Annotated in this window: 20 protein-coding genes; 8 read left to right on the forward strand and 12 right to left on the reverse strand. The window is 57.3% G+C overall.

What is annotated here, in order from left to right; genetic code table 11:
- Positions 1–40: 40 nt before the first annotated feature.
- From AAZT04_RS20960 to AAZT04_RS21000, 9 genes are all read right to left on the reverse strand, one after another.
- Positions 41–2,110 (reverse strand): alpha-amylase, encoded by a 2,070-nt coding sequence (locus AAZT04_RS20960; RefSeq protein ID WP_434681593.1) that lies wholly within the window; start codon positions 2,108–2,110, stop codon positions 41–43.
- Positions 2,111–2,273: 163 nt separating this feature from the next.
- Complete coding sequence (gene ghrB, locus AAZT04_RS20965; RefSeq protein ID WP_046374823.1) at positions 2,274–3,251, reverse strand: glyoxylate/hydroxypyruvate reductase GhrB; 978 nt, start codon at positions 3,249–3,251, stop codon at positions 2,274–2,276.
- Positions 3,252–3,417: 166 nt separating this feature from the next.
- The gene (locus tag AAZT04_RS20970) at positions 3,418–4,686 is read right to left on the reverse strand and encodes an MFS transporter (protein ID WP_116691505.1); all 1,269 of its coding nucleotides are present in this window, start codon (positions 4,684–4,686) and stop codon (positions 3,418–3,420) included.
- A 109-nt stretch (positions 4,687–4,795) separates the two neighbouring features.
- Positions 4,796–5,755 (reverse strand): sugar kinase, encoded by a 960-nt coding sequence (locus tag AAZT04_RS20975; protein WP_046374822.1) that lies wholly within the window; start codon positions 5,753–5,755, stop codon positions 4,796–4,798.
- A gap of 5 nt (positions 5,756–5,760) precedes the next feature.
- A complete protein-coding gene (locus AAZT04_RS20980; protein ID WP_115057910.1) occupies positions 5,761–6,513 on the reverse strand; it encodes a sugar phosphate isomerase/epimerase family protein in 753 nt (250 codons plus the stop codon).
- Between the two features lie 183 nt (positions 6,514–6,696).
- A complete protein-coding gene (locus AAZT04_RS20985) occupies positions 6,697–7,731 on the reverse strand; it encodes a LacI family DNA-binding transcriptional regulator (protein ID WP_390901561.1) in 1,035 nt (344 codons plus the stop codon).
- Between the two features lie 128 nt (positions 7,732–7,859).
- A complete protein-coding gene (locus AAZT04_RS20990; protein ID WP_020824658.1) occupies positions 7,860–8,522 on the reverse strand; it encodes an OmpA family lipoprotein in 663 nt (220 codons plus the stop codon).
- 267 nt (positions 8,523–8,789) lie between these two features.
- Positions 8,790–9,224: an N-acetyltransferase gene (locus AAZT04_RS20995; protein ID WP_170868541.1), complete on the reverse strand. Its 435-nt coding sequence runs from the start codon at positions 9,222–9,224 to the stop codon at positions 8,790–8,792.
- Positions 9,221–9,787 (reverse strand): DNA-3-methyladenine glycosylase I, encoded by a 567-nt coding sequence (locus AAZT04_RS21000; protein WP_046374820.1) that lies wholly within the window; start codon positions 9,785–9,787, stop codon positions 9,221–9,223. Before AAZT04_RS21000 ends, AAZT04_RS20995 begins: the two co-directional genes overlap by 4 nt.
- A 197-nt stretch (positions 9,788–9,984) precedes the next feature.
- Here AAZT04_RS21000 and AAZT04_RS21005 point away from each other — a divergent pair, with 197 nt between their 5' ends.
- Complete coding sequence (locus AAZT04_RS21005; RefSeq protein ID WP_434681598.1) at positions 9,985–11,973, forward strand: autotransporter outer membrane beta-barrel domain-containing protein; 1,989 nt, start codon at positions 9,985–9,987, stop codon at positions 11,971–11,973.
- A gap of 18 nt (positions 11,974–11,991) precedes the next feature.
- Here the strand turns inward: AAZT04_RS21005 and AAZT04_RS21010 are convergent, their stop codons facing one another.
- Entirely contained in the window at positions 11,992–13,332 is a 1,341-nt protein-coding gene (locus AAZT04_RS21010) for an MFS transporter (protein ID WP_116928090.1), read from the reverse strand.
- A gap of 262 nt (positions 13,333–13,594) precedes the next feature.
- On the opposite strand from AAZT04_RS21010, the gene glyQ reads away from it, so the two are divergent.
- Both glyQ and glyS read left to right on the forward strand, forming a co-directional pair.
- Complete coding sequence (gene glyQ / locus AAZT04_RS21015) at positions 13,595–14,509, forward strand: glycine--tRNA ligase subunit alpha (protein ID WP_020824663.1); 915 nt, start codon at positions 13,595–13,597, stop codon at positions 14,507–14,509.
- Positions 14,510–14,518: 9 nt separating this feature from the next.
- Entirely contained in the window at positions 14,519–16,588 is a 2,070-nt protein-coding gene (gene glyS, locus AAZT04_RS21020; protein WP_020824664.1) for a glycine--tRNA ligase subunit beta, read from the forward strand.
- A gap of 41 nt (positions 16,589–16,629) precedes the next feature.
- Here the strand turns inward: glyS and AAZT04_RS21025 are convergent, their stop codons facing one another.
- Positions 16,630–17,592: a Fic family protein gene (locus AAZT04_RS21025; protein WP_434681601.1), complete on the reverse strand. Its 963-nt coding sequence runs from the start codon at positions 17,590–17,592 to the stop codon at positions 16,630–16,632.
- 277 nt (positions 17,593–17,869) lie between these two features.
- On the opposite strand from AAZT04_RS21025, the gene AAZT04_RS21030 reads away from it, so the two are divergent.
- From AAZT04_RS21030 to AAZT04_RS21045, 4 genes are all read left to right on the forward strand, one after another.
- A complete protein-coding gene (locus AAZT04_RS21030; RefSeq protein WP_020824666.1) occupies positions 17,870–18,589 on the forward strand; it encodes a DUF3053 domain-containing protein in 720 nt (239 codons plus the stop codon).
- Between the two features lie 533 nt (positions 18,590–19,122).
- Complete coding sequence (locus AAZT04_RS21035; protein ID WP_046374816.1) at positions 19,123–21,042, forward strand: PTS mannitol transporter subunit IICBA; 1,920 nt, start codon at positions 19,123–19,125, stop codon at positions 21,040–21,042.
- Between the two features lie 58 nt (positions 21,043–21,100).
- Positions 21,101–22,255: a mannitol-1-phosphate 5-dehydrogenase gene (locus AAZT04_RS21040; RefSeq protein ID WP_020824668.1), complete on the forward strand. Its 1,155-nt coding sequence runs from the start codon at positions 21,101–21,103 to the stop codon at positions 22,253–22,255.
- Positions 22,256–22,428: 173 nt separating this feature from the next.
- Positions 22,429–22,980, forward strand: a complete 552-nt coding sequence (locus AAZT04_RS21045; RefSeq protein WP_020824669.1) for an MltR family transcriptional regulator — start codon at positions 22,429–22,431, stop codon at positions 22,978–22,980.
- Here the strand turns inward: AAZT04_RS21045 and AAZT04_RS21050 are convergent.
- On the reverse strand, positions 22,977–23,585 hold the full coding sequence (locus tag AAZT04_RS21050) for a LysE family translocator (protein ID WP_129982601.1): 609 nt from the start codon (positions 23,583–23,585) through the stop codon (positions 22,977–22,979). The genes AAZT04_RS21045 and AAZT04_RS21050 overlap by 4 nt on opposite strands.
- Before the next feature lie 140 nt (positions 23,586–23,725).
- Between AAZT04_RS21050 and AAZT04_RS21055 the strand changes: the two genes are divergently transcribed.
- Entirely contained in the window at positions 23,726–25,192 is a 1,467-nt protein-coding gene (locus AAZT04_RS21055; protein WP_020824671.1) for a PLP-dependent aminotransferase family protein, read from the forward strand.
- Positions 25,193–25,224: the final 32 nt, after the last annotated feature.

Genomic DNA, 25,224 nt, shown 5'->3' on the forward strand with positions numbered 1-25,224 from the left:
AACTTCACCCGATGGTTTTTTAGCAGCATATCTCTCTGAATTATTGTGACCGATCGCCGACCCAGGCCACCATCACTTTATCGTCGCCGAGCCGACGGCTGAAAGCATAGTAGTGTGCCGTTTGCTGCGACTGCTGTGTGCCGGCACCGATCGCCGGGTGACGAGCGCGGAATTGACCCAGCCGCTGCCAGTGTGCCAACAGAGGAGCTTTGCTACCCTGCAACTCGGCCCAGTTCATATCGGAACGGGTACCCTGCAACGGATCTGAGCCGGTAGGGCCTAGATCACGGCCACTTTCATCGCCGTAGTAAATCTGCACCGCACCGGGTGCCAACAGCAATAGATCGGCAGCGCGCTGCTGCAGCGTTAGCGACCCTTTAGCATCGCTGGCAAAGAACAGCCGGGTATCGTGCGAGGAGATGTAGCTCAACACGTTGAAATCCTGCAGCTTATCAGCCATCTGTCGGTAGGTGGCATCGATGTTGGAGAAGCAAGCCAAGGCCTGGGAAGCCTGATCCTGGAAGTCAAAATTGATCATCGCGTCGAAGCCGTTCTGGTAATAGTCGCTTTTCATCACGCCATGGCCCCAGGCTTCGCCGGTCATCCAGAAAGGAGCATCATCCAGCGCCTGTTGTGGATGGGCGGTTTTCCACTCTGCCAGAGCTGCGGTGGCGCGCTGTTTCAATAGCGCCAGCGTTGGTTTTTCTACGTGCTTGGCGGTGTCGACGCGAAAACCGTCAATGCCATAGTCACGTACCCACTGGCTAAGCCAGGTGGTCAGGTAGTCGCGTGTGGTGGCGCCGGGAATCTCCCGCGCGGCGGTATCGGGTTTATGGCGGTAAAACAGGGGCAGACCACTGGCTCCGGGCGCTTCAGTTTTGATGTCCGGAAGGAAAGCCAGCGACATGGTGAGATCGTTATAGCCGGGTGGATCGTAGTCACCGATATCGGTACGGATCCAGTTTTTGCCCCACCATGAACTCCAGCCCGCTTTATTGCTGAAGTTGATGTAATCGTTGAAATTGTGCCAGTTTTGACCTGGGCCTGGTCGCCAGTCGCCCCAATGTTTACCCAACGTTTTTTCGATTTCTTCCTCCTTCAGATACAGCGAACCGAATTGGAAGGTCTGCATATCTGCCAGCGTGGCGTAGCCGACGTGATTCACTACCACGTCAAACAGAATGCGGATACCGCGTTGGTGCGCCTGATCGACCAGCGTGCGCAGGTCTTGCTCGCTGCCCATATTGGCATCGAGTCGGGTCCAGTCCAGCGCGTAATAGCCGTGGTAAGCGTAATGCGGGAAGTCTCCTTTGGTGCCGCCGCCGACCCAACCGTGGATTTGCTCCAGCGGCGAACTGATCCACAGCGCATTGACGCCAAGCTGTTGCAAATAATCCAGTTTGTTCGTCAGGCCAGCCAGATCGCCACCGTGGAAGGTGCCGATCTCCTGCATGCCGTCGCTGCGGCGTCCGTAGCTGTGGTCATTGGCCGGGTTGCCGTTCTCAAAGCGATCGGTAAGGGCAAAATACACCGTGGCGTTGTGCCAATTGAAGGGCGCCGGTTTTTCGCTACCGGCAGATTCCAACAACAGCAATCCACCGCTACCGGTGGCGGGTTGCAGGGTGATTTTTCCCTGGCTGACCTTTGCCGTTTGGCCTGAATAGAAATCGCGTACCAATTCGCCTTCGTCAAAGGTTGCCGCGACGTCAAGGGTGACCGGTTTACCGTCCCAGCGTTGGCAGGTGCGCGTGGCGGCGGCAGTGGCGATTTCCGCTGCGGTTTTCAGACTGAGTTGTAACGTCGGCGTGCCGCTGCGCGTGTCGATGCGCACCTGGTATTCCCCGGTGCGGAACAGCCGCCAGTTAACCGGCGGGTTATCGCCGCAGGGTTGTAGTGACAACGTTTGGTTCAGTTTGACCGGCGCAGTTGGCTGCCAGCATTGCTGGTCTTGGTAAATTTTCAGCGGCAGTTCGCCTTTGGGCAGCGTGGCGTGGCTGGTGAACAAGCCGTCGGCGGAAGTACCGTCAAAGGCTGGGAAGCTTTGCAGCGTCCAGCTTGCCATTGCCGCAGGCGACAGCAGCATCAGCAGGGGAAGGGTCAGGCGTTTCATGGCTCTCCTTACACGTGGCAGGAAGCGTTTTTATCGTAGGGTAACGCCCAGTGTGACGAACGATGAAAAAATAGCCTCATCCTGGCGCGAGATTTTCAGGGAGGAGAAGGCAGGGGGAGGTGAAGGGCAAGAGATAGGGCGGGAAAACTCCCGCCCATGAAAGTTACTTCTTCAGCAGCTGCGGGTTAACGCAGTTTTCTGTGACCTTGCCGGTCAGCGCGGCGATCAGGTTGTCCACGGCGCAGGCGGCCATGCCATAACGGGTTTCATGGGTCGCAGAACCGATATGCGGCAGCGCTACCACATTTGGCAACGTCAACAGCGGTGAAGATACCGGCAGCGGTTCCTGTTCGAACACGTCTAGCCCGGCGGCATGAATAGTGCCGTTTTGCAGCGCCTCAACCAGTGCCGCTTCATCCACCACCGGACCACGGCCGGCGTTGATCAGAATACCGCTCTTTTTCATCTTCGCCAGTTGGTCACGGCTGATCATATGGAAAGTTTCGTCGGTCAGCGGCAGCGTAATGCAGATGAAATCGGATTCGGCCAACAGGGTATCCAGGTCACAGCGGCGGGCATTAAAACGCTGCTCTGCTTCTTCATGAGTGCGGCGGGCGTTATACAGCACCGGCATGCCGAAGCCGAAATGAGCGCGTTGCGCCAGCGCCAGACCAATACGGCCCATTCCGAGGATGCCGATAGTTTTGTGGTGCACGTCAACGCCAAACCAGTCTGCCCCGATGCTGCCTTGCCATTCGCCGGCCTTCACTCGATCGGCCACTTCTACCACTCGACGAGCTGTCGCCAAAACCAGGCTCATGATGGTGTCGGCGACGGTTTCAGTCAGCACGGTTGGGGTGTGCATCAGCAGCACGTTATGGGCATTAAGCGCGTCAACGTCGAAATTATCGTAACCGACGGAAATGGTTGAAGCCGCGCGCAGTTTGGGGGCCTGCTGCAAGAAAGCCTCATCAATTTTGCCGCCGGAACCGATGATCCCTTCTGCCTGTTGCAGCGCCTGGCGCAACTCATCGCGGTTTTCCGGGTTTAGCCCGTTGAAGGCGTGCACGGTGAAGTGTTGTTCCAGTCGTTCACGCAGATCGGTGGGAATGCTTTTGTATAACACGATAGAAGGCTTCATCACTTACTCCAGCAATACCCTTCGTCTTTCAGACTGCAGCGTTGTTAACTGCTCGAACTTCCCCCAGTGACTTACTTAAGTCAGCGCCTGGGGGAAGTTCGTTTGTCGCCTGGCTGCAGCCTGAAATCCATTGGGTATATTCAACAGAAAATAAATTATAACGAGACTAAGCCAGTTGTGGGTGAGCCTCGTTGCGAGCGGGCTTGACGATCAGCGTCACCACCACGGCCACCAGCAGCGCAATGGCCATAAACATATACGAAGCTGCCGGGCTGCCGGTTGCGCCGTTGAGGTAACCGACGAACCAGGAACCGAAGAAGGAACCCAGCGCGCCCATGCTGTTGATCAATGCCATGGCACCGCCGGCGACGTTTTTCGGCAGCATCTCGGGAATGATGGCGAAGAACGGCCCATAAGGGGCGTACATTGCCGCACCGGCAATCACCAGCAGGGCATAAGAGATCCAGAAATGGTTGGCGCCTACGGCATAAGAACCAAAGAACGCCAGCGCGCCAATCAGCAGCAGTGGCCAGACGAACAGCTTACGGTTTTGCATTTTGTCCGAAGCCCAGGACACCAGGATCATGGCGATGGTCGCCGCCAGGTAAGGCACCGCCGACAGCCAGCCGGCCTCCACCATGCCCATTTCCATGCCGCTGCGCAGGATAGAAGGCAACCACAGCACGAAGCCATACACGCCAATGCTCCAGGCGAAGTACTGGACGCAAAGCAGGATCACGTTGCGTGAGCGGAAGGCTTCGCTGTAGTTACGCACCGCTTTGATGCCCTTCTGCTCTTCTTCCAACTGCTGCTGCAGGGCTAGCTTTTCTTCATCGCTCAACCATTTGGCCTGCGCCGGTTTGTCTTTGACCAGCACCCACCAACAGAAGGCCCAGATCACCGCCGGAATGCCTTCAAAGATGAACATTTCACGCCAGCCGTAGGCATGGATCAGGTAGCCGGAAACCACCGACATCCACAGCACGGTGACGGGGTTACCGAGGATCAGGAAGGTATTGGCACGCGAACGTTCGGACTTGGTGAACCAGTTGCTGATGTAAATCAGCATTGCCGGCATCACCGCGGCTTCCACCACGCCGAGGATAAAACGGATGGCCGCCAGCATCGGGATATTGCTGACCATGCCGGTCAGCGAGGCGCAGGCGCCCCACAGGATCAGGCACCAGAAAATCAGTTTTTTAACGCTGCGGCGTTCGGCATAGATCGCCCCCGGGATTTGGAAAAAGAAATAGCCGAGGAAAAACAGCGCGCCCAGCAGCGATGACATGCCTTTGGTGATGCCCAGATCGTCATTGATGCCAGCCGCCGAGGCAAAGCTGAAGTTGGCTCGGTCGAGATAGGCCAGGCTGTAGGTGATAAACACGATGGGCATGATGTACCACCAGCGTTTAGCCGCGATAGTCGCTTTGGTCATGTTCAGATTCCTTCAGTGGTGTCGTGGTGCTCTCCCGGCGGATCTGGTTGTAGGGCCAGAGACATCAGCCGTTCGGAGAAGGCTATTAACTGATATTGTTTTGTTATATTTATTCAGCCAGTGCCGCGCGGGTCGGCAACCCTTCGCTGTCACCGATGGCCTGAATGGCCAGCGAGCCGATTTTATTGCCGCGTTGCACCGCCTGTTTCAGCGTTTTGCCTTCCAGCAGGGCGCTGATGGTCCCGACGGCAAAGCCGTCTCCTGCACCTACGGTATCCACCACATTGCTGACTTTGATTGCGGCTACCGCCGCCTGATCGCCCGCTGCGGTTTTAAACCAGGCGCCGTCCGGGCCGGTTTTAATGATCACCGCCTGTACGCCGCGCTCCAGATAAAAATCGGCAATCCCTTCCGGTGTCGACTGGCCGGTAAGAATTTGCCCTTCTTTCAGCCCCGGCAGCACCCAGTCGGCGGCAAACGCCAGCTTGTTCAGCTGCTCGATCATCACCTGTTGGCTGGACCACAACACCGGGCGCAGATTGGGGTCAAATGAAATGGTTTTGCCCATCGCTCGCATCTCGCGCGCCGCGTGGTTGCACAGCGCCAGCGATTGACCGGACAGCGCTGCCGCCACGCCGCTCAGGTGCAGGTGGCGTGCGGAACCAAAGTAATCGCGGTTGAAGTCGTCGACCGACAGGTGGCTGGCCGCCGAGCCTTTGCGGAAATACTCCACACTGGGATCGGTACCATCGGAGGTTTTAGATTTGATCTGAAAACCGGTCGGATAATTAGCATCCACCGTCACTTGCTGGGCGTTGATGCCTTCTTTTTTCAACTGCTGCAGGGTGAAGCGGCCGAAAGTGTCGTTGCCGACGCGGCTGACCCAGCCGACGTTCAGCCCCAGACGAGCCAGGCCGATTGCGACGTTCAGCTCGGCGCCGGCAATGCGTTTGGTGAAGTTGTCCACTTCCGCCAGATCGCCGGTTTGGGTTGCCACGAACATCGCCATGGCTTCACCCAGAGTGACGACGTCCAGTTGCGCGCGATGCGCGGTAGTCAGCGTTGTCATGATGTTTACTCCGCGCGCAAAAGGTTAACGTAGTAGCGGGTCACGTCTTCCAGACTGTCACCTTGCAGTGGGAATTCAATGCCGCGTGGTGCGTCCAGCGGCAGGCGAGTCAGCAGATCGCGCCATTTGCCGTCGCTGTCATCCAGCGCCACGGCACGCCAGCCTTTCAGGCTATGAGTTGCGGCTTTAACGTGAACGTAGCTGACGTGGCGGGCCAGGCGATCGGCGGCGGCGAAGGCGTCTTGCCCCACCCAGTGCCAGTTGGCCATGTCGAACGTCATGCTGACCGGCAGACGGTTATCTTCTGCGGCGTGGAAAAAGGCGTTGAGCAGCGACAAAATCCCGCAGTCAGGCGTTTGATCGTTCTCGACCACCAGGCTGACCGGATGTTGCTCCAGTGCCACTTTCAGTTCGGTAAAGTCGAAGCCCGGCTGGTAATGTCCAAGCGAGAGTTTCAACTGACGCGCGTTCAGCGTTTGGGCTTCCGCCAGTAGTGCCGGCAGGTTCGGGTTGAGCGTATGTTGTGGAGTGAACAGAGCCTCAGGCGCAGAGTAAACGGCAAACAGCTGCTGTTGTTCGATGGCCTGAGCCAGTGCCGGCAGGTTTTCCAGCTCCTGGGCAGAAAACAGTTCGCGGCGGATCTCTACACCGTCGGCGCCGGCATCGGCAATGATCGGCAATAATGCGGTCTGGCCGCCGAGCTGTTGGACGGTATCGGTGCCGTAGGCACCGGTCACCACGATAATTTCTCTTGTCATTTTTTGCTCCTGTGGTGGCGTTATCCCACCGCTGCTGTTAACCATACGTTAAATGGTACCGGTTCCATGCGAAAGCGACAGAGTGTAAAAATATGATCGCAATCACGAACATGAGCAAAAAATAGTCTGAGGAGGATGTGGCTGGGGCGCCGTATGTCGCGCCCTGAGCAGGAAAGAAGGGGATTATCGGGTGGTGGAGCCGCGCACGATCAGTTCACCAGGGAACATCTGCTCGGTGATGGGGGTATCCAGACCCTGAATGCGTTGCACCAGTTGCTCTAGCGCGGCGTGGCCCATCTGATAGGTCGGCTGTTTCAGCGTGGTGATGCCCACGCCGGCCAGTTCGGCCCATTCCAGTTCGTCAAAGCCCAGCAGGCCGATATCGCTGCCCCATTGGATACCCAGTCGACGCATGGCGCGTGCTACCTGCAGGGTCAGGGCACCGTTGGCGGAAATCACCGCTTTGCGCATGCCGCGATGGCGAGTATTGAAGTCGCCGAGCACCCCTTCCAGCAGCTTGACGTCGTTCAGCGGAACTTCGGCCTGTTCGGCCAACAGCCCGGCATGTTGCGCCATGGTTTGGTTAAACGCGTGCAGCCGCTCCAGGCGGGTATTGACCGTGCCAATGGGCTCGCTGAGAAACAAAATGGCTTCGAAACCCTGTTGCAGCAGGTGTTCCGTGGCGGTCGTCGCGGCCTCGTGGTTGTTGAGGCCCACCACATCGCAGGCGAAATCATGAATTTTTCGGTCGATCAGTACCATCGGCAGCATGGATTGTTGCAGCGTCGATAACGCCTCTTCGCGCATACCGACGGCGTTGACCACAATGCCCTCTACCCGGTAGCTGCTGAGCAGTTGCAGGTAGTGCTGTTCCTGATTGACTTCGTTGTTGGTGTTACACACCAGCAGGGTAAAGCCGTGCTGACGGCAGGCGGCTTCGATGCCGCGCATCACGTCCACCGAATAGGGGTTGGTTATATCGGCGATGATCAGGCCAATCAGCCGCGTCTGTCCCCCTTTCAGGCTCCGCGCCATCTGGCTTGGACGGTAGTCGAGCTGGAGGATAGCCTGCTCGATGCGCTGTTTGAGATCGTCAGAAAGCAGGTGCTGCTCACCATTCAAGTAGCGCGATACGCTGGTTTTACCGGTCTTGGCGGTTTTCGCCACATCGCTGATGGTGGCCCGCCCCGAGGCGCGTATTGCCTTAACACTGCTCACAACCGATCTCCCCTGAGGTTAATTGCCAAGGAGACTATCACACAGAATGTATAGCCGGGAATGTTGAATGGGATACGGGAAGGGGATCGACAGGATAAAAATGGCGGGGCATTGTGCCCCGCTCGGGATTATTGCAGCGGGCTGAGGGTGATCTCGACGCGACGGTTTTGCGCCTTGCCTTCTGCCGTGCTGTTGGAGGCGATCGGATTATCCGGGCCTGCCCCGGTGGTGCGAATGCGGTTAGCCGCCACGCCCTGGGTGATTAACGCGCTGCCAACGCCGTCGGCACGTTGCTGCGACAGGGTCATGTTCAGTGAACGGGAGCCGGTGCTGTCGGTGTAGCCGACCACGTTAACCGCCGTTTTCGGGTATTCCTTCAGTACCATGGCAACGCCGGTCAGGGTGTTGGCACCCGCCGGTTTCAGGGTGGCGCTGCTGCTGTCAAAGGTGACATTGTTCGGCATGTTCAGCACGATATTGTCGCCCTGACGGGTAACGCTGACGCCGGTGCCTTTCATTTTGTCGCGCAGCTTGGCTTCCTGCACATCCATGTAATAGCCGGCACCGCCGCCCAATGCTGCACCTGCCGCTGCGCCGATCAGTGCGCCTTTGCCGCGGTCTTTTTTCGACGAGGACAGCACGCCAACGCCGGCACCCAGCGCGGCGCCCAGGCCTGCGCCAATACCGGATTTACCGGCTTCGGATTCCCCGGTGTACGGGTTAGTGGTACAGGCTGACAGCGTGAGCGCCACGCTCACCGCGCCGGCAATAATCGCAATGCGTTTTTTCATCTTTTTTCCTTTGTGGCATCAGAATCTGGGTGCGCCAATCCAATTTGGGGGCGCTAAAAAACCGTTGTCGGCATGCCAAGACGTGCCGAGGCGCTACTATGACGCGGATACTTTCCGGCAGTTCCGGAAAAAAACGTGACAAAATATAAGCGGATAACGGGCTTGAGCCTGTTATCCGGCAAAAAGCGAGGGAATACCATGCAGCGGATTCTGAATTGAACGCATCCCGGTGCGGGATGCGCCTTTTTTAGCCGGAAGTGACAAGATTTAAACTGCGGACGGCCAGTTCATGATTAAGGTATAGGCCTGAGTTTCTTCGTTAAACAGACGCTGCGTCACCTGAAAACCCAGCTTGTGGTAGAACGCGCAGGCGCGCAGGTTTTGCTCATACACCTCCAGGCTTAGCTGGGGATAGCGCTGTTGTACGTGCGCCATCAGCGCCTGTCCTACGCCATGGCCGTGAAAAGCCTGTTCAACGAACAGTGCGCCAATAAAGCGTTGATCCAACACGCTGATAAACCCGACGATTTCCCCTTGATGCCAATAGGCCCAGCTTTGCGCTCGCGGCAGATAGTTTTCCCGCACCAGCGTCGCGCTTTCTTGCCAGTAGCTTTCCTTGACGAACGGGTGCGCAGCAATGGTGCTGGGCAACCACAAGGCCATTAACCGTTCCATATCTGCCGGGTGGCAGGGGCGGATCACTGCGGCTTTGGGTAGCAGAGGCATCCTGTGAGATGATCGTTCACCAACCCGCTGGCCTGCATAAAGGCGTAACAGGTGGTGGAGCCGATAAATTTGAAGCCGCGTTTTTTCAGTGCCTTGGACATCGCGTCCGAGCGTTCGGTTTTCGCCGGCACCTGGTTCAGTTGCTGCCAACTGTTGAGCTGCGGTTCGCCGTCGACAAATGACCAGATGAAAGTGACAAAATCTTCCCCGGCCGCTTCCATGGCCAGATAGGCTTTGGCATTGGCGATGATGGCTTCAATTTTGCCCCGGTGGCGGATAATGCCGCTGTCTTGCAACAGCGCGGCTATCTCTTGTTCATCGATAGCGGCCACGCGCTGCGGATCAAAATTGTGGAAGGCGCGCCGGTAATTCTCACGCTTTTTCAGCACGGTGATCCAGGACAGCCCGGCCTGCTGGCCTTCAAGGCATAGCATTTCAAACAGCTCGCGCGCATCGGTGGTTGGTGCGCCCCATTCCTTGTCGTGATACTCGAGATATAACGGATCCGCCGTCACCCAACCGCAACGTTCATTGGCCATACTGACTGTCCTTGTGCTGTGTTTATTTACAGTAATCATTACCTGAAGTGGTGAACTTGGCAAGCCCCTGATTGTTTTATCATCAGTCGGCTTGACGTGGGGGAAAAGCCAGCAATATTTACTAGATGGCCGGCAGGTAAAAAGGCCAATGATAAAAACGTATTTTCCTTCATTTGCTGGCTCTCAGGAGTCTATTCATGCCTCTTAAAATAACCTGTCTGCCCCGCCCGGCGGTGCTTGCAGTGGCGATATTATGCAGTATGACGACCCCGGTGCTGGCTTATGACCAACTCTACGTCTTCGGCGACAGTCTGAGCGATACCGGTAACAATGGCCGCTTTACCTATGACAGCAATAAACATCTGTTATACGACGAAGTACTGGCGCAACGCATCGGCGCGGCGTTAGTGGCTTCGGACGATGGCGGCAATAACTACGCCGCCGGCGGGGGCGTGGCGGTGCCGGCGCTCAACCCGGCGGACAATACGCAGGATCAGGTGCAGAGCTACCTCGGTCAGGTCAATGGACGGGCTGACGGCGATGGCCTGTATATACACTGGATTGGCGGCAACGACCTGGCGGCGGCGGCATTAAACCCGACGACCGCGCCGGGCGTAGCCTACAACAGCGCAGCGGCGGCGGCCGCGCAGGTTCATTCATTGCTGAATGCCGGTGCCGGTACGGTGATCGTGCCGACGGTGCCGAATATTGGTTCCACGCCGCAGTTGATGGAACTGATCATCCAGCAGGCGTTGACGGCGGTGCAAAACGCAGCGGTTCAGGCGGCCTACGCCACCCTGAATTCGCTGGCCACGCCGGATAACGCTTCACGTGCCGAGGCTATCCATCAGGCCCTGACGGCGGCAGCGGCGCAGGGCAGCGCGATCCCCCAGGTGCAGCAGGCGATTGCCGCACAGCTGATTGCAGCCTATGACAGCCTCAGCGCGCAGGCGGCACAACTGACCGATTTCTATAACCAAAGCGAAGACCACCTGCTGGCGCAGGGGGGCGGGAACATCGTCCGGGTTGACGTGAACAAACTGTTTGGCGAGGCGATTGCCAACCCGGCGCAGTTTGGCTTCACCAATACCGCAGGCATGGCCTGTCCGCCGGGCGTCTCCTCTGCGGTGTGCCGTTCTACCATGCCGGGTTTTGATAGCAGCCAGGCCTACCTGTTCGCCGACCATTTCCACCCCAGCCCGCAGGCGCATCTGTTGATTGCCGATTACATTCAGGCGGTGCTCGACGGTCCTGCGCAGGTGGTGGCGCTGAATCAGGCGACGGCGGCCATGGCGCGTGACAGCCGTGCTACCCTCGACAGCCGTTTTCAACAGTTGCGCAGTGGCGAAAACCCGCAAGGATCGCTGGGCGTGTTCGGAGGCTATGCCGGGCAGCACTATGATTATTCTTCCAATCTGGCGGCGGGCGACGGCAATGCCACTACTCATAATCTGACGGTAGGGGTGGATTACCAGTTGACCGACGGCTGGCTGATCGGCGCGCTGATTTCCGGCTCCAATGACGATCAACAGCCCTCCAGCCGCTACGACTACAAAGCGCGTGGCCTGTTATTTTCCGCCTTTACCGCCCTTGAGCTGTTTGAAAACGGTTGGGTGAATGCCGATCTGCACTATGCGACGATGAATTACGATGATATTCGCCGCAGCATGCAGCTTGGGGCGTTAACCCGTACAGAAACCGGCAGCACCGACGGCAAGCAGTGGGGGGCGCGGATCACCGCCGGTTACGATTTCCCCGTCACCTCTTACCTGACCACCGGACCGATGGCACAGTTTGCCTGGGATTACAGCAACGTCTCCGGTTACAGCGAAGACGGCAATGACAGCACCGCCATGCGCTTTAACGATCAGACCTACCATTCGCAGATCGGTGCGTTAGGTTGGCGGTTGGACAGCAAGTTCGGCCTGTTTAATCCCTATGCTGAGGTGAGCTATCAGCATCAGTTTGGTGATGACGTTTACCGTGCCGGCGGTGGCCTGAAGTCCACGCAGACTTCGTTCACTCGCGACAGCGCCAGCCAGGATAAAAACTGGGTGGATGTGACGCTGGGGGCGAATATGCCGTTGACCGATCAGGTGGCGGCGTTCGCCACCGTTTCTCAGACCGGCGGCCTGAGCAGTGGCGAACAGTTTATGTATAACGTCGGGGTCAGCGCCCGTTTTTGAGTGTCGATGCCCGATCGCTTAGGGGGCCGTTTGCTGCATACCTGGGCGGTTGGGCAGCGTGATATCTGCCATAATCTTTTTTTCCGGCTGTAGTAGCGTCATGCACAGCATGCTGCAGAAAGACACCACGGCGGTGGCGAAGAACATGGCGCCATAGCCGTGATGCTGTGCCAGCCAACCACTCAGCATCGGCGCGGTGATCGAGGCAATATTGGCGATCGCCAGCGTCATGCCGCTGTAAGCCCCCACCGAAGCTTTCGGCGTGACGTCTATCACCACCGACCAATACACGTTATTGACCAGCGCATTCAGCGCATTGCCCAGCGTCATCAACAAAATGATTTCGGTCGGCGTGCTCATAAAGGGGATCAAGACGAAGCAGGTGGCGGTCAGCAACAAGGTGACTGCCGCAAACAGGTTGCGCGCCAGCCGCAAGTTGCCAAAGCGTTTCAACAGCGCATCGGCGATGCGGCCGCCGAGCAGCACGGTGAAGCAGGCACCGCTCCACGGGATCATCGCCACGTACCACAGCGAATGCAGATCGTAGTTAAAAGTATCCTGCAGGTATTTGGGGCCCCAGGTCACCAATACAAAGGTGACGTAAAGGAATGAGAAGTAACCCAGCGCGTTAAATACCAGCGTGCGGTTGGTGAAAAACGCCCACCATGGCAGAGGTGCTTGTGCGTTATCGGCTTCCTGATCGGCGCTGATGATGGCCAATTCGGCGGCGTTGACTTCAGGATGCTCCTGCGGCGTGTCGGTGAAGAAACGGGCAAACAGCAAAATGGCGATCAGCGAAAACAGGCCCAGCAGCATGAACATGCTGCGCCAGTCATCGGTCAATAGCAGTAACCCCACGGCCAGCGGCGCGGTCAGCAGCGAACCCACCTGGGTGCTCAGTAACCCGATACCCAGCGAAAAGCCACGTTCTTTGCGCGGCGCCCAGTTGGCGATGGTTTTATTCATCAGCGCGTAGGCCGGACCTTCGGCAAAGCCGAACATGATCCGCAGTGCGGCAAACCCCATAATGGCGGAACCGCCGAACAGCGCCACGCCCAGTTCGCCGGCCCAGGCGGTCGCAATCTCCAGCAGCGACCACAGCGCCCCGGCGATCAGCCAGACTTTTTTGGTGCCGATACGGTCGGCCAGAAAACCGCCGCACAGCGAACCGAACAAATAGCCAAAGCCAAAATAGCCCAGCACGGCGCCCAGCTGCGCCTTGTTGAAGTTGAATTCATGGGAGATATCGTTGGCGGCGAAGGACAGTGCGCCGCGATCGACGTAGTTGATCAGTGCAATGAAGAACACCATGGCGAAAATGCGGTAACGATAGCGGCTGTCGGTTAAGGCGGTTGTCATCAGCGAATCTCCTGAAATGGGGGATATCAGGACGCTAGCAAGGTTGGTGCCAGCCTGAGTGACGTCTTCTGGCCGGGGAGTTGGGGGGATTATGACGCTGAAAAGGCGCTACAGAGGGGCATTTGCCCCGTTTTAGTGCGCGAAAAGACCGCGCTTCTTTGATGATTCACACTTGTTGCGGGATTCTGGCTGTATATCTTACGGTCAACGGGTATACTGGCCCATCCCATTTAAATCCACTTGTATCGCGTGCGAATTCAACATGCAAAAGTTTGATACCAAGACCTTTCAGGGCCTGATCCTGACACTGCAGGACTATTGGGCGCGCCAAGGCTGCACCATCGTTCAACCACTGGACATGGAAGTCGGCGCGGGAACCTCTCACCCGATGACGTGCCTGCGCGCGCTGGGGCCGGAGCCAATGGCTACCGCCTACGTGCAGCCGTCCCGCCGTCCGACTGACGGCCGCTACGGTGAAAACCCGAACCGTTTGCAACACTACTATCAGTTCCAGGTGGTGATTAAGCCATCGCCGGACAACATTCAGGAACTGTACCTGGGCTCGCTGAAAGAGCTGGGTCTGGATCCGACCATTCACGACATCCGCTTCGTGGAAGATAACTGGGAAAACCCGACGCTCGGCGCCTGGGGCCTGGGCTGGGAAGTTTGGCTCAACGGCATGGAAGTGACGCAGTTCACTTACTTCCAGCAGGTTGGCGGCCTGGAGTGCAAACCGGTCACCGGCGAGATCACCTACGGTCTGGAACGTCTGGCGATGTATATCCAGGGCGTGGACAGCGTATACGATCTGGTGTGGAGCAACGGCCCGCTGGGTGTGACCACCTATGGAGACGTGTTCCACCAGAACGAAGTGGAGCAGTCCACTTATAACTTCGAATACGCCGACGTGGACTTCCTGTTCTCCTGCTTTGAGCAGTACGAGAAAGAAGCCCAATCGCTGCTGGCGCTGGAGAAACCGCTGCCGCTGCCGGCTTACGAACGTATTCTGAAGGCCGGCCACACCTTCAACCTGCTGGATGCGCGCAAGGCGATCTCGGTGACCGAGCGTCAGCGTTATATTCTGCGTATCCGCACGCTGACCAAAGCCGTTGCCGAGGCCTACTATGCTTCCCGCGAAGCGCTGGGCTTCCCAATGTGCAAAAAGAACGAGAACTAAGAGGCAGCCATGACTCAACAGACTTTCCTGGTGGAAATCGGCACGGAAGAGCTGCCGCCGAAGGCTCTTCGTTCACTGGCAGAATCCTTTGCCGCGAATTTTACCGCTGAGCTCGACAGTGCCAATCTCGAACATGGCGAAGTGAGCTGGTTTGCCGCACCGCGCCGTCTGGCGCTGAAAGTGGCCGACTTGCGCGCTGCGCAGGCCGATCGCGAAGTCGAAAAGCGCGGCCCGGCCATTGCCCAGGCGTTTGACGCCGAAGGCAAGCCAAGCAAAGCGGCCGAAGGCTGGGCACGCGGTTGTGGCATCACCGTCGATCAGGCCGAACGCCTGGTGACCGATAAAGGTGAATGGCTGCTGTATCGCGCCCATGTTAAAGGCCAGCCTGCGCAAGCGCTGCTGGCGGGCATGGTCAGCAATTCGTTGGCCAAGCTGCCGATCCCGAAACTGATGCGTTGGGGTAATTCTGACGTGCAGTTCGTGCGTCCGGTACACACCGTGACCCTGTTGCTGGGTGAAGAACTGATCCCGGGCACCGTGTTGGGCATCGATTCTGGCCGCACTATTCGCGGTCACCGCTTTATGGGTGAAGCCGAACTCACCCTCGACAACGCTGACCAATATCCGCAGATCCTGCTGGAACGCGGTAAAGTGGTGGCCGATTATGAAACCCGCAAGGCGCTGATCAAGCGCGATGCGGAGCTGGCAGCGCAGCAGCTTGGCGGCAAGGCCGATCTGAGCGAAAGCCTGTTGGAAGAAGTGGCCTCGCTGGTGGAATGGCCGGTGGTACTGACGGCCAAATTCGAAGAGAAATTCCTGGCGGTGCCGGCGGAAGCGCTGGTCTACACCATGAAGGGCGATCAGAAGTATTTCCCGGTGTATGACGCCGCGGGCAACCTGATGCCGAATTTTATCTTCGTGGCCAATATCGAATCCAAAGATCCGCAGCAAATCATCTCCGGTAACGAGAAGGTGGTGCGCCCGCGTCTGGCCGATGCCGAGTTCTTCTTCAATACCGACCGTAAAAAACGCCTGGAAGACAATCTGCCGCGTCTGGAAACCGTGCTGTTCCAACAGCAACTGGGAACCTTGCGCGACAAGACCGATCGCATCCAGGCGCTGGCGGGCTGGGTTGCCGGCCAAATTGGTGCCGACGTTAACCACGCCACCCGCGCGGGCCTGCTGTCGAAGTGCGATCTGATGACCAATATGGTCTTCGAATTCACCGACACTCAGGGCGTGATGGGCATGCACTATGCGCGTCATGACGGCGAAGCGGAAGACGTTGCCGTTGCGCTGAACGAGCAGTATCAGCCGCGTTTTGCCGGCGATGCGCTGCCGGAATCGCTGGTGGCCTGTTCGCTGGCGATCGCCGACAAGATGGACACCCTGGCCGGTATCTTCGGCATTGGGCAACATCCGAAAGGTGATAAAGACCCGTTCGCACTGCGCCGTGCCGCGCTGGGCGTGCTGCGCATCATCGTTGAGAAAAACCTGCCGCTGGATCTGCAGACTCTGACCGAAGAGGCCGTGCGCCTGTACGGCAGCAAGCTGACCAACGCCAAGGTCGTCGACGAAGTTGTCGAATTCATGCTGGGCCGTTTCCGCGCCTGGTATCAGGAAGAAGGTCACGCCGTCGACACCATTCAAGCGGTGCTGGCACGTCGTCCGACCAAGCCTGCGGACTTCGACGCACGCGTTAAGGCGGTCACTCACTTCCGTACGCTGGAAGCGGCTACGACGCTGGCGGCGGCCAACAAGCGCGTCTCCAACATCCTGGCCAAATCTACCGATACGCTGAACGATCGCGTTCACGCTTCGGTGTTGAAAGAGGCGGCTGAGATCCAACTGGCGACCCACCTGGTGGTGCTGCGCGATAAGCTGGAGCCTTTCTTTGCTGAAGGCCGCTACCAGGATGCGCTGGTGGAATTGGCGGAGCTGCGTGAGCCGGTCGATGCGTTCTTCGACAACGTGATGGTGATGGCCGATGACGAAGCGGTGCGTGTAAACCGTCTGACGTTGCTGAGCAAGCTGCGTGAGCTGTTCCTGCAGGTTGCGGATATCTCCGTACTGCAATAAGCGGTTCTGTCGTGAAAAGGCGCCTTAGGGCGCCTTTTTTATTACCGTCGGTGCAGCGAAACACCTTGAGCGGTTAGTCGGTATTTTTGCAGGCGACTGTTGGGTTTTTCGGGCAGGGTCATTTCAATTAGCCGCGCGTTTAGCGCAGGACGTAAATAACGCTCACTGAAAGATTTTCGATCCTGCAGTTGCAGCGCATGCTGAATTTCCTCGCGTGACATCTCGTCTTTCAGTATCGCCAAAAGTTCGGCGACTTGGGGGGTGACTTGGGGGGTGACTTGGGGGGTAAGGCTATGTTCTAACGCTCGCAAGATCATGCCCAGCATAAATTCGACAAAGGGAGCGCAGTCACTCTGTTGGTTACTGGTGTTCAGCGCCTGGTAATAACCGGACTGATTGTCATGTACCAGGCTTTCAACCGGCACGTTGGCAAACAAGGGCTCCCAACGTGACAGGATCAGCGTTTGCCACAGTCTGCCCATTCGTCCGTTACCATCGGCGAAAGGGTGGATAAACTCAAATTCGTAATGAAATACACAGCTTGCGATCAGCGGCGGTAGGTCGGTCTCTTTTAACCAGAGCAGCAGTTGCCGAATTAACTGGCAAACCCTTTCCGCAGGTGGCGCCATATGAATGACGGTTTTACCGTTCATCACCCCGACACCGCCATGGCGGTAATGTCCGGCATCTGGCAATAGGCCAGCCATTAGCAGCCGGTGTGCAGCGAGTAAATCCTCCTCCTGCATGGGACGCCAGTTGTTCAAGTTTCCATAGCAACGAATGGCATTAAGCGCCTCCTGAATATCGCGAGGTGGCGCAATGATACGTTTACCTTCGATGATGGCGGTGATCTGCTCTTCACTTAAAGTATTGCCTTCGATAGCCAAAGAGCCCTGAATGGTACGGATGCGGTTGATGCGGCGTAGCCGTAAGGCATGTTCTTGCTCAGCCTGCATTTTTAAACGCGCAAGCCGATCGCCAACATCGGTTACCAGATGCAGCATGCGTGAGCTGATGGTCAACGGTGGCTGATAGGATGACATGCGCAGCTTGGCCCGGTGATAAATGATACAAAAGTGTATCATGCCCCTGAGTCGGTACAGTAGCCCCTTGCCAGCGCGTATAGCGTCTTGCATGTTGGCCTTTCGCCCAAGAATAACCACCAAAAGGTGAATCGCGTATCGGATCGCATTCAGTTGATCTATTCTTATAGGCGCAAGGAGTGCAGCAAAAGGGACGGAGTCCGATGAAAAAGCAGGTTTATAACAGGAGTTATGTCACATGGCGGTAGGGATCAAGAGCAGAGTTTTCGCGCGTTGGTTGGCCCCGGTATTGGCATTGTTGGTGGTCATGCAATTGACTGCCTGCGGCGATAAAGAGCCGGAACAACGCAAGGCGTTTATTGATTACATCCAGAATACGGTGATGCGCAGCGGCGCGAAAATCCCGACGCTGAGCGAAGATCAGAAACAGAAGTTCGGCAACTATGCCGGTGATTACGCCATCCTGGTCGGTTTTTCTCAGCAGTTGTCCAAATCACTGGATGCCAGCCTGACGCCGGCGTTGGATCAGATTAACCAGATCCGCACCGCACAGGACTACATGAGCAAGCGCGATACGCTGCAACAGTCCGTTGGGGCGCTGAACCTGCTGGGGCAGCAAATCCAGTCAGCCAAGTCGCAGGCGGATACTGCCCGGACAGCGCTGAAGCAACCTGACGATCTGAAAGCCGTGTATAACCAGGCGTACGACAAGATTGTTACCGGGCCGGCCAATGCGCTGATGCCGGTGATTCCGACCACGGCCAGCTTCGTTCAGGATCTGGTTCAGGTGGGGGATTTCCTGCGTGCCCAGGGCAATCAGGTGGCCTTTAATAATAACGGCGTGCAGTTCCGTACTTCCCAGCAGGCAACGCAGTACAACACCATGATGTCGAATCTGGTGGCCAAGCAGCAGGATTTACTTAACGCACAGAAAATCGTCTCCAGCGTTACTCAGTAATCTCCAAACGCAGAAGCCGGCAGTCCGGCTTCTGCCATTCCCTTCTGACTTTCCAACGGCTTGCTCACTTCTTGCACCACGCATCTGTACTACACTTCAATTAATCATCTATTTCCGACATGTAGTTTTCTTTCATTCATCGCACCGCTATTTCCCGACGGGATGAATGCTCACAGGGAAGACCTTCTTCAAGCCAGGATTCGGTAGCCACTGAAAAATAGATTGTGATCACCATCACAATTTAAAAACAAACGCGCATCAATTAAATGTGACTCAAATCACATTTAATTGGATTTTAGGCGAATTTTGTTCTCGTTGTGGCTTTTTTACACTGAGTAACTGTGATCATGATCACTATAAGTGCCCCGATAATGGGGGTGTTAGTGTGATGTTTGTCACAAAAATTCCGTGAAGTTCGCACGGTAAAAACTGCGTGATAGAGTCCATTTCGCATACAGCAACAACACGGCTGGATCGTAACAACAATAATCACGCGCTCTTATTGTCAGCGCGTAACAATAGGGGTGTGTTTTATGTTTTCACCAGACATCAAAGTCAAAGTTCAAAACTTTGGCCGCTTCTTAAGCAACATGGTGATGCCTAACATTGGCGCCTTTATCGCCTGGGGTATCATCACCGCGTTATTCATTCCTACCGGTTGGCTGCCGAACGAAACCTTAGCCAAACTGGTTGGCCCAATGATCACTTACCTGCTGCCGCTGCTGATCGGTTTTACCGGTGGCCGTCTGGTGGGAGGCGATCGCGGTGGGGTGGTGGGCGCTATCACCACCATGGGCGTGATTGTCGGGGCCGATATGCCGATGTTCCTCGGCGCCATGATTGCCGGTCCGCTGGGCGGCTGGGCCATCAAGCATTTTGACCGCTGGGTAGACGGCAAAATCAAAAGCGGCTTTGAGATGTTGGTGAACAACTTCTCCGCCGGCATTATCGGTATGCTGCTGGCTATTCTGGCATTTTTGGCCATTGGCCCGTTGGTTGAAGGGTTGTCACATATCCTGGCGACCGGCGTGAACATCATGGTGACCAACAACCTGCTGCCGCTGGCGTCAATCTTCGTGGAGCCGGCGAAAATCCTGTTCCTGAACAACGCCATCAACCACGGTATCTTCTCGCCGTTGGGCATTCAGCAGGCGACCGAAACCGGTAAATCCATCTTCTTCCTGATTGAAGCCAACCCAGGCCCGGGTATGGGCGTGCTGATGGCCTACATGTTCTTTGGCCGCGGCAGTGCCAAGCAGTCTGCCGGCGGTGCCGCGATCATCCACTTCTTCGGTGGTATCCACGAAATTTACTTCCCGTACGTGCTGATGAATCCACGCCTGCTGCTGGCGGTGATCCTGGGCGGTATGACCGGCGTGTTCACACTGACCCTGCTGAACGGCGGTCTGGTGTCTCCGGCTTCTCCGGGTTCGATTCTGGCGGTATTGGCGATGACTCCTAAGGGCGCTTACTTCGCCAACCTGGCGGCGATAGCCGCAGCGTTCGTGGTGTCCTTTGTGGTTGCCGGGTTCCTGCTGAAAACTTCGAAAGCCAAAGAAGAGGATGACCTGGAAGAGGCCACTCGCCGCGTACAGGCGATGAAATCCCAGTCTAAAGGCGGTGCTGCGGCTCATGCAGCGGTGGATGGTGACCTGACCACGGTGCGTAAAATCATCGTTGCCTGCGATGCGGGCATGGGTTCCAGCGCTATGGGGGCCGGGGTACTGCGCAAAAAAGTGGCGGACGCCGGGCTGAAAAATATCTCCGTGACCAACAGTGCCATCAACAACCTGCCGGATGATGTGGATCTGGTGATCACTCACCGTGACCTGACTGAGCGCGCGATGCGTCATGCGCCGCAGGCACAACACATCTCGCTGACCAATTTCCTCGACAGCAAGCTGTACAACGATCTGACCGAGCGCCTGGTGGCGGCCAATAAAACCACCGATAACCAGCAGAAAGTCATCAGCACGCTGGACGACAGCTTTGAGGCCACCGAGCAAAACCTGTTCAAACTGAGCGAAAGCAACGTGTTCCTTAATCTGCAGGCCAGCGACAAGGAGCAGGCGATCCGCTTCGCCGGCGAGCAGTTGGTCAAAGGCGGTTACGTTGAGCCGGAATACGTCGCGGCGATGCTGGAGCGTGAAAAACTCACCTCAACCTACCTGGGCGAGTCAATCGCCGTGCCGCACGGCACCATCGAAGCCAAGGACCGGGTGTTGCGCACCGGCGTGGTGTTCTGCCAGTACCCGCAAGGCGTGCGCTTTGGCGATGAAGAGGACGAGGTGGCACGACTGGTTATCGGTATCGCCGCACGCAACAACGAACATATCCAGGTGATCACCAGCCTGACCAATGCTCTGGACGACGACGGCGTCATCGAGCGGCTGGCGAATACCACCAGCGTACAGGAAGTGCTGGACCTGCTTAGTGGCAAAAAAGCCGGATAACAGAATCATTTTAAGGGGTGCAGCTTGCTGCACCCTTCGACATTAGAAAGGTAGGAATATGAAAGCATTACATTTCGGTGCGGGAAATATTGGGCGTGGTTTTATCGGCAAGCTGCTGGCGGACGCGCAGGCCGAACTGACTTTTGCCGATGTTAACCAGACGGTGTTGGATCTGTTGAACAGCCGTAAAAGCTACCAGGTTCACGTGGTCGGCGAACAGGAGCGGGTCGAGCCGGTCAACAACGTCAGCGCAGTGAACAGTGGCAGTGAAGAGGCGGTAGCGCTGATCGCCGAAGCGGATATCGTGACGACCGCCGTGGGCCCGCAGATCCTGGGTAAAATTGCCGGTACTATTGCCAAAGGGCTGATCAAGCGTCATCAACAGGGCAACAACCAACCGCTGAACATCATTGCCTGCGAAAACATGGTGCGCGGCACCAGCCAGTTAAAACAACATGTGTTCGATGCGTTGCCGCAGGACGAGCAGGCGTGGGTCGAGCAGCATGTCGGCTTTGTTGACTCGGCGGTTGACCGCATTGTGCCGCCGGCGGAAGCGGGCAGCAGCGATCCGCTGGAAGTGACGGTGGAAACCTTCAGCGAGTGGATTGTCGACCAGACCCAGTTCAAGGGCCAGCCACCGGCGATCGCCGGCATGGAGCTGACCGATAACCTGATGGCGTTTGTCGAACGCAAGTTGTTCACGCTCAATACCGGTCATGCCATCACCGCTTATCTTGGCCAGCAGGCCGGTCTGCAGACCATTCGCGATGCCATTCTGGACCCGGCGATCCGCCGCGTAGTGAAAGGGGCGATGGAAGAGAGCGGAGCGGTATTGATCAAACGTTATGGCTTTGACGCCGCCAAGCATGCCGCTTATATCGACAAAATCCTCAGTCGTTTTGAGAATCCGTATCTGCACGACGACGTTGAGCGTGTGGGGCGCCAACCGCTGCGCAAGCTGAGCGCGGGCGATCGTCTGATCAAACCCCTGTTGGGCACTTTGGAATACGGCCTGCCGCACGCGAACCTGATTCAGGGCATCGCCGCTGCCATGAGCTACCGCAGCGAGCAGGATCCGCAGGCCAAAGAGCTGGTGGAACTGCTGGCTGAACTGGGGCCAAAAGCGGCGCTGGCGCAAATTTCCGGCCTGCCGGCGGAAAGCGAGGTTGTAGAACAGGCCATTGCTGTGTATAACGCCATGCAGCGCCAATAGGCTATTTTACTTGCCATTTTACGGTTGGGCAGTGCTCGAATTCCTCACGTACTACGTGTACGCTCCGGATTCTGCGCGCTGTCCGCCCGCAAACTGGCTGCGACAATAACGCCTATGGTATTAAATTAGTGGCCGATACAGCATACCCCTCCCACGCCATTCGAAAAGCGACGATGGAAGAAGCACAGGCATTTGAAAATAAGGTTCTGGAAAGGCTGAACGCAGGCAAGACGGTGCGCAGTTTCCTGATAGCGGCGGTAGAGCTGCTGGCTGAAGCGCTCAACGTACTGGTGGTGCAGGTGTTTCGCAAGGACGATTATGCGGTGAAGTATGCCGTCGAACCGCTATTGTCCGGTGCCGGTCCGCTGGGGGAGTTGTCGGTGCGCCTGAAGCTGATGTACGGGCTGGGAGTGATCTCCCGCCACGAATACGAAGATGCCGAGTTGCTGATGGCGATGCGCGAAGAGTTGAATCACGACGGGACAGAATACCGCTTTGTCGATGATGAAATCCTCGGGCCGTTCGGCGAGTTGCACTGCGTGACCGCGTTGCCGCCGGTGCCGACTTTCCTGCAGCCCGGCGAAGCGGAAGAGTCGCTGATCGCCATGCAGCGCCAGCGCTATCAACAGGTGTTGCGTTCCACTATGGTGCTTTCCGTCACCGATCTGATAGCCGGTATCGGCGCCAAACAACCGTCCCGGCTCTCTCCCCTCGGCCGCAGTTAGGCAAAGGCCGCGCGCCACTCGTCGAACAGCAGCCACAGTGCCGTGGCTGCCATCAATCCCGCCATCACGCCGTTAAACAACCGCAGTTTCCAGGTCACTCGCAGCGCATCACGCAGGCGATCGCCCAATATCGCCCAGACCAAGACGCAGGGAATGTTCAGCGCGGTAAAGGCAGCAATAATCATCAACGTATGACTGAGGCTGGCGCCTTCCCGCGGGGTGAACAGAATGGCGACGTTAATGGCCATCAGCCAGGCTTTGGGATTGACAGCCTGGAACAACGCCCCGTTGATTAAGCGCATCGGCTGCGCCTGCTGTTTGCCGTCCGGAGATGCCGCTTTGAACAGCTTCCAGGATAGCCACAGCAGATAGGTACAACCGATCACCGCCAACGGAAAACGGATCATACCGGCCCAGCTCAAAATCAACGCCAGCAGGGTGGTGGTCAGGGCGAGCTGCACTGCGCAGCCGACGCTGATGCCAAAAACCATCGGCAGAGTACGGCGCAGGCCAAAATTGACGCCGGACGACGCCAGCAGCAGGTTGTTGGGACCTGGGGTGATCGACATGACAGTGACATAACTGATAAAAGCGGAGTCCAGCATAATGGGTTCCTCACAGGGCTGGGGGAGCAAGGGAACCAGCATAAAACCTGCTGATAGATGGTGACAGAACCAAAAACCAGTTATTGTTATGGATACAGTTATACCAATGTTAAACTGTACCCATTGCCTGGAGACAAACTGTGACCCTGCTCGATGAAATGCCGGAAACGCGCTACCAACAGCTGGCGGATACGCTGGCGGAAGCCATTCGCCGCGGTACGCTGCTGCCCGGCAGCCGTTTACCCTCGGTGCGTCGCTGCGCGCAAACCCACAGCGTCAGCATCAATACCGTGGTCGCGGCTTACCGCACGCTGGAAGATCGCGGATTGATAGAGGCGCGGCCACAGTCGGGGTTTTATGTGTGCAACACTCTGCCAGCGTTGAAGGCCGCTTTGCCGACCAGCAGCCGAATAGAGCCACCGGCGGACGATGTGCTGGCCTTGATCGACACCGTGTTTGCCGCCCAGCAGAACCCGGCATTCACCAACCTTTCGCTGGCCTGCCCACAGACCTCGGATTTTTACCCCGGTGGGAAATTGGGGCGGATGCTTTCATCGCAGCTGCGTCGCCAGCCGAACCTGATCGGTCAGTACGCGCTGCCGCCCGGTAGCCTGCGGCTGCGTCAGCAGATCACGCGTCGTTCGATGACGCTGGGTATGCTGCTGGAACCGGGCGATATCACGCTGACGCACGGCTGCATGGAAGCATTGCAACTGGCGCTGCGGGTAACCACCAAACCGGGCGACTGTATCGGGCTGGAGTCGCCGACCTATTTTTACCTGCTGCCGCTGCTGGCCAGTCTGGGGCTGAAAGCGCTGGAAATCCCCACCGATCCGCAACACGGGCTGTCATTGGACGCGCTGGAACTGTTGCTGAACGAGAAACGACTGAACGCGGTGATCGCCATGCCGACGGTGCAAAATCCGTTGGGTTGCACCATGCCGCTGGCGGCGAAAAAACGCCTGGCGCGGCTGATGAACGATCATCAGGTGCCGCTAATTGAGGACGGGTTGTACGCGGAGATCCAGTTCGGTGGCGCACTCTCCCCGGCGGTGAAATCATTCGACCGCGACGGTTGGGTGCTGTTTTGTTCCAGCTTTACCAAGACGTTGGCGCCGGATTTTCGCATCGGTTGGATCAGCGGCGGACGTTTCAACGATGCGTTGCGCAAGCTGAAGGCGGTGTCGTCAATGTCCGAGTCACAGTTGCTGTCGGAAACTCTGGCGATGTTCCTGGAAACCGGTGGCTACGATCATCATCTGCGTAACCTGCGCAAGCGCTATGCCGCCCAGGTGGATGAGGCGCGAGGGTTGATTGCACGTCACTTTCCACGCGGTACGCGAGCCACGCAACCGGCGGGGGGATTTGTGTTCTGGGTGGAGTTTCCGGACGGGGTCGACAGCGTAGCGCTGTTCCACCAGCTGTTGGAGGAGCAGATCTGCCTGACGCCTGGCACGCTGTATTCTCCCAGCGGCCGCTATCGTAATGCGTTGCGGCTCTCCTGTTGTTATCCGTTTAATGCGCGCTACAGCCAGGCGCTGGCACGCGTGGGGGCTAAAGCCTGCGAGATGAGTGGCTTGCCGCCGGGCATTGCGCAAGACGGGTAACGACGCGCGCATTTTGCTACAATGTGGGCATC

This window comes from Serratia sp. Je.1.23.a (assembly GCF_051129805.1).
GTDB lineage: Bacteria > Pseudomonadota > Gammaproteobacteria > Enterobacterales > Enterobacteriaceae > Serratia > Serratia liquefaciens.

Excerpts from the sequence above, each read along its gene's own strand:
- AAZT04_RS20960 (WP_434681593.1), bottom strand. The coding sequence starts at position 2,110 with ATGAAACGCCTGACCCTTCCCCTGCTGATGCTGCTGTCGCCTGCGGCA.
- ghrB (WP_046374823.1), bottom strand. The coding sequence starts at position 3,251 with ATGAAGCCTTCTATCGTGTTATACAAAAGCATTCCCACCGATCTGCGT.
- AAZT04_RS20970 (WP_116691505.1), bottom strand. The coding sequence starts at position 4,686 with ATGACCAAAGCGACTATCGCGGCTAAACGCTGGTGGTACATCATGCCC.
- AAZT04_RS20975 (WP_046374822.1), bottom strand. The coding sequence starts at position 5,755 with ATGACAACGCTGACTACCGCGCATCGCGCGCAACTGGACGTCGTCACT.
- AAZT04_RS20980 (WP_115057910.1), bottom strand. The coding sequence starts at position 6,513 with ATGACAAGAGAAATTATCGTGGTGACCGGTGCCTACGGCACCGATACC.
- AAZT04_RS20990 (WP_020824658.1), bottom strand. The coding sequence starts at position 8,522 with ATGAAAAAACGCATTGCGATTATTGCCGGCGCGGTGAGCGTGGCGCTC.
- AAZT04_RS21000 (WP_046374820.1), bottom strand. The coding sequence starts at position 9,787 with ATGGCCAATGAACGTTGCGGTTGGGTGACGGCGGATCCGTTATATCTC.
- AAZT04_RS21005 (WP_434681598.1), top strand. The coding sequence starts at position 9,985 with ATGCCTCTTAAAATAACCTGTCTGCCCCGCCCGGCGGTGCTTGCAGTG.
- AAZT04_RS21010 (WP_116928090.1), bottom strand. The coding sequence starts at position 13,332 with ATGACAACCGCCTTAACCGACAGCCGCTATCGTTACCGCATTTTCGCC.
- glyQ (WP_020824663.1), top strand. The coding sequence starts at position 13,595 with ATGCAAAAGTTTGATACCAAGACCTTTCAGGGCCTGATCCTGACACTG.
- glyS (WP_020824664.1), top strand. The coding sequence starts at position 14,519 with ATGACTCAACAGACTTTCCTGGTGGAAATCGGCACGGAAGAGCTGCCG.
- AAZT04_RS21025 (WP_434681601.1), bottom strand. The coding sequence starts at position 17,592 with ATGCTGCATCTGGTAACCGATGTTGGCGATCGGCTTGCGCGTTTAAAA.
- AAZT04_RS21030 (WP_020824666.1), top strand. The coding sequence starts at position 17,870 with ATGGCGGTAGGGATCAAGAGCAGAGTTTTCGCGCGTTGGTTGGCCCCG.
- AAZT04_RS21035 (WP_046374816.1), top strand. The coding sequence starts at position 19,123 with ATGTTTTCACCAGACATCAAAGTCAAAGTTCAAAACTTTGGCCGCTTC.
- AAZT04_RS21040 (WP_020824668.1), top strand. The coding sequence starts at position 21,101 with ATGAAAGCATTACATTTCGGTGCGGGAAATATTGGGCGTGGTTTTATC.
- AAZT04_RS21045 (WP_020824669.1), top strand. The coding sequence starts at position 22,429 with ATGGAAGAAGCACAGGCATTTGAAAATAAGGTTCTGGAAAGGCTGAAC.
- AAZT04_RS21050 (WP_129982601.1), bottom strand. The coding sequence starts at position 23,585 with ATGCTGGACTCCGCTTTTATCAGTTATGTCACTGTCATGTCGATCACC.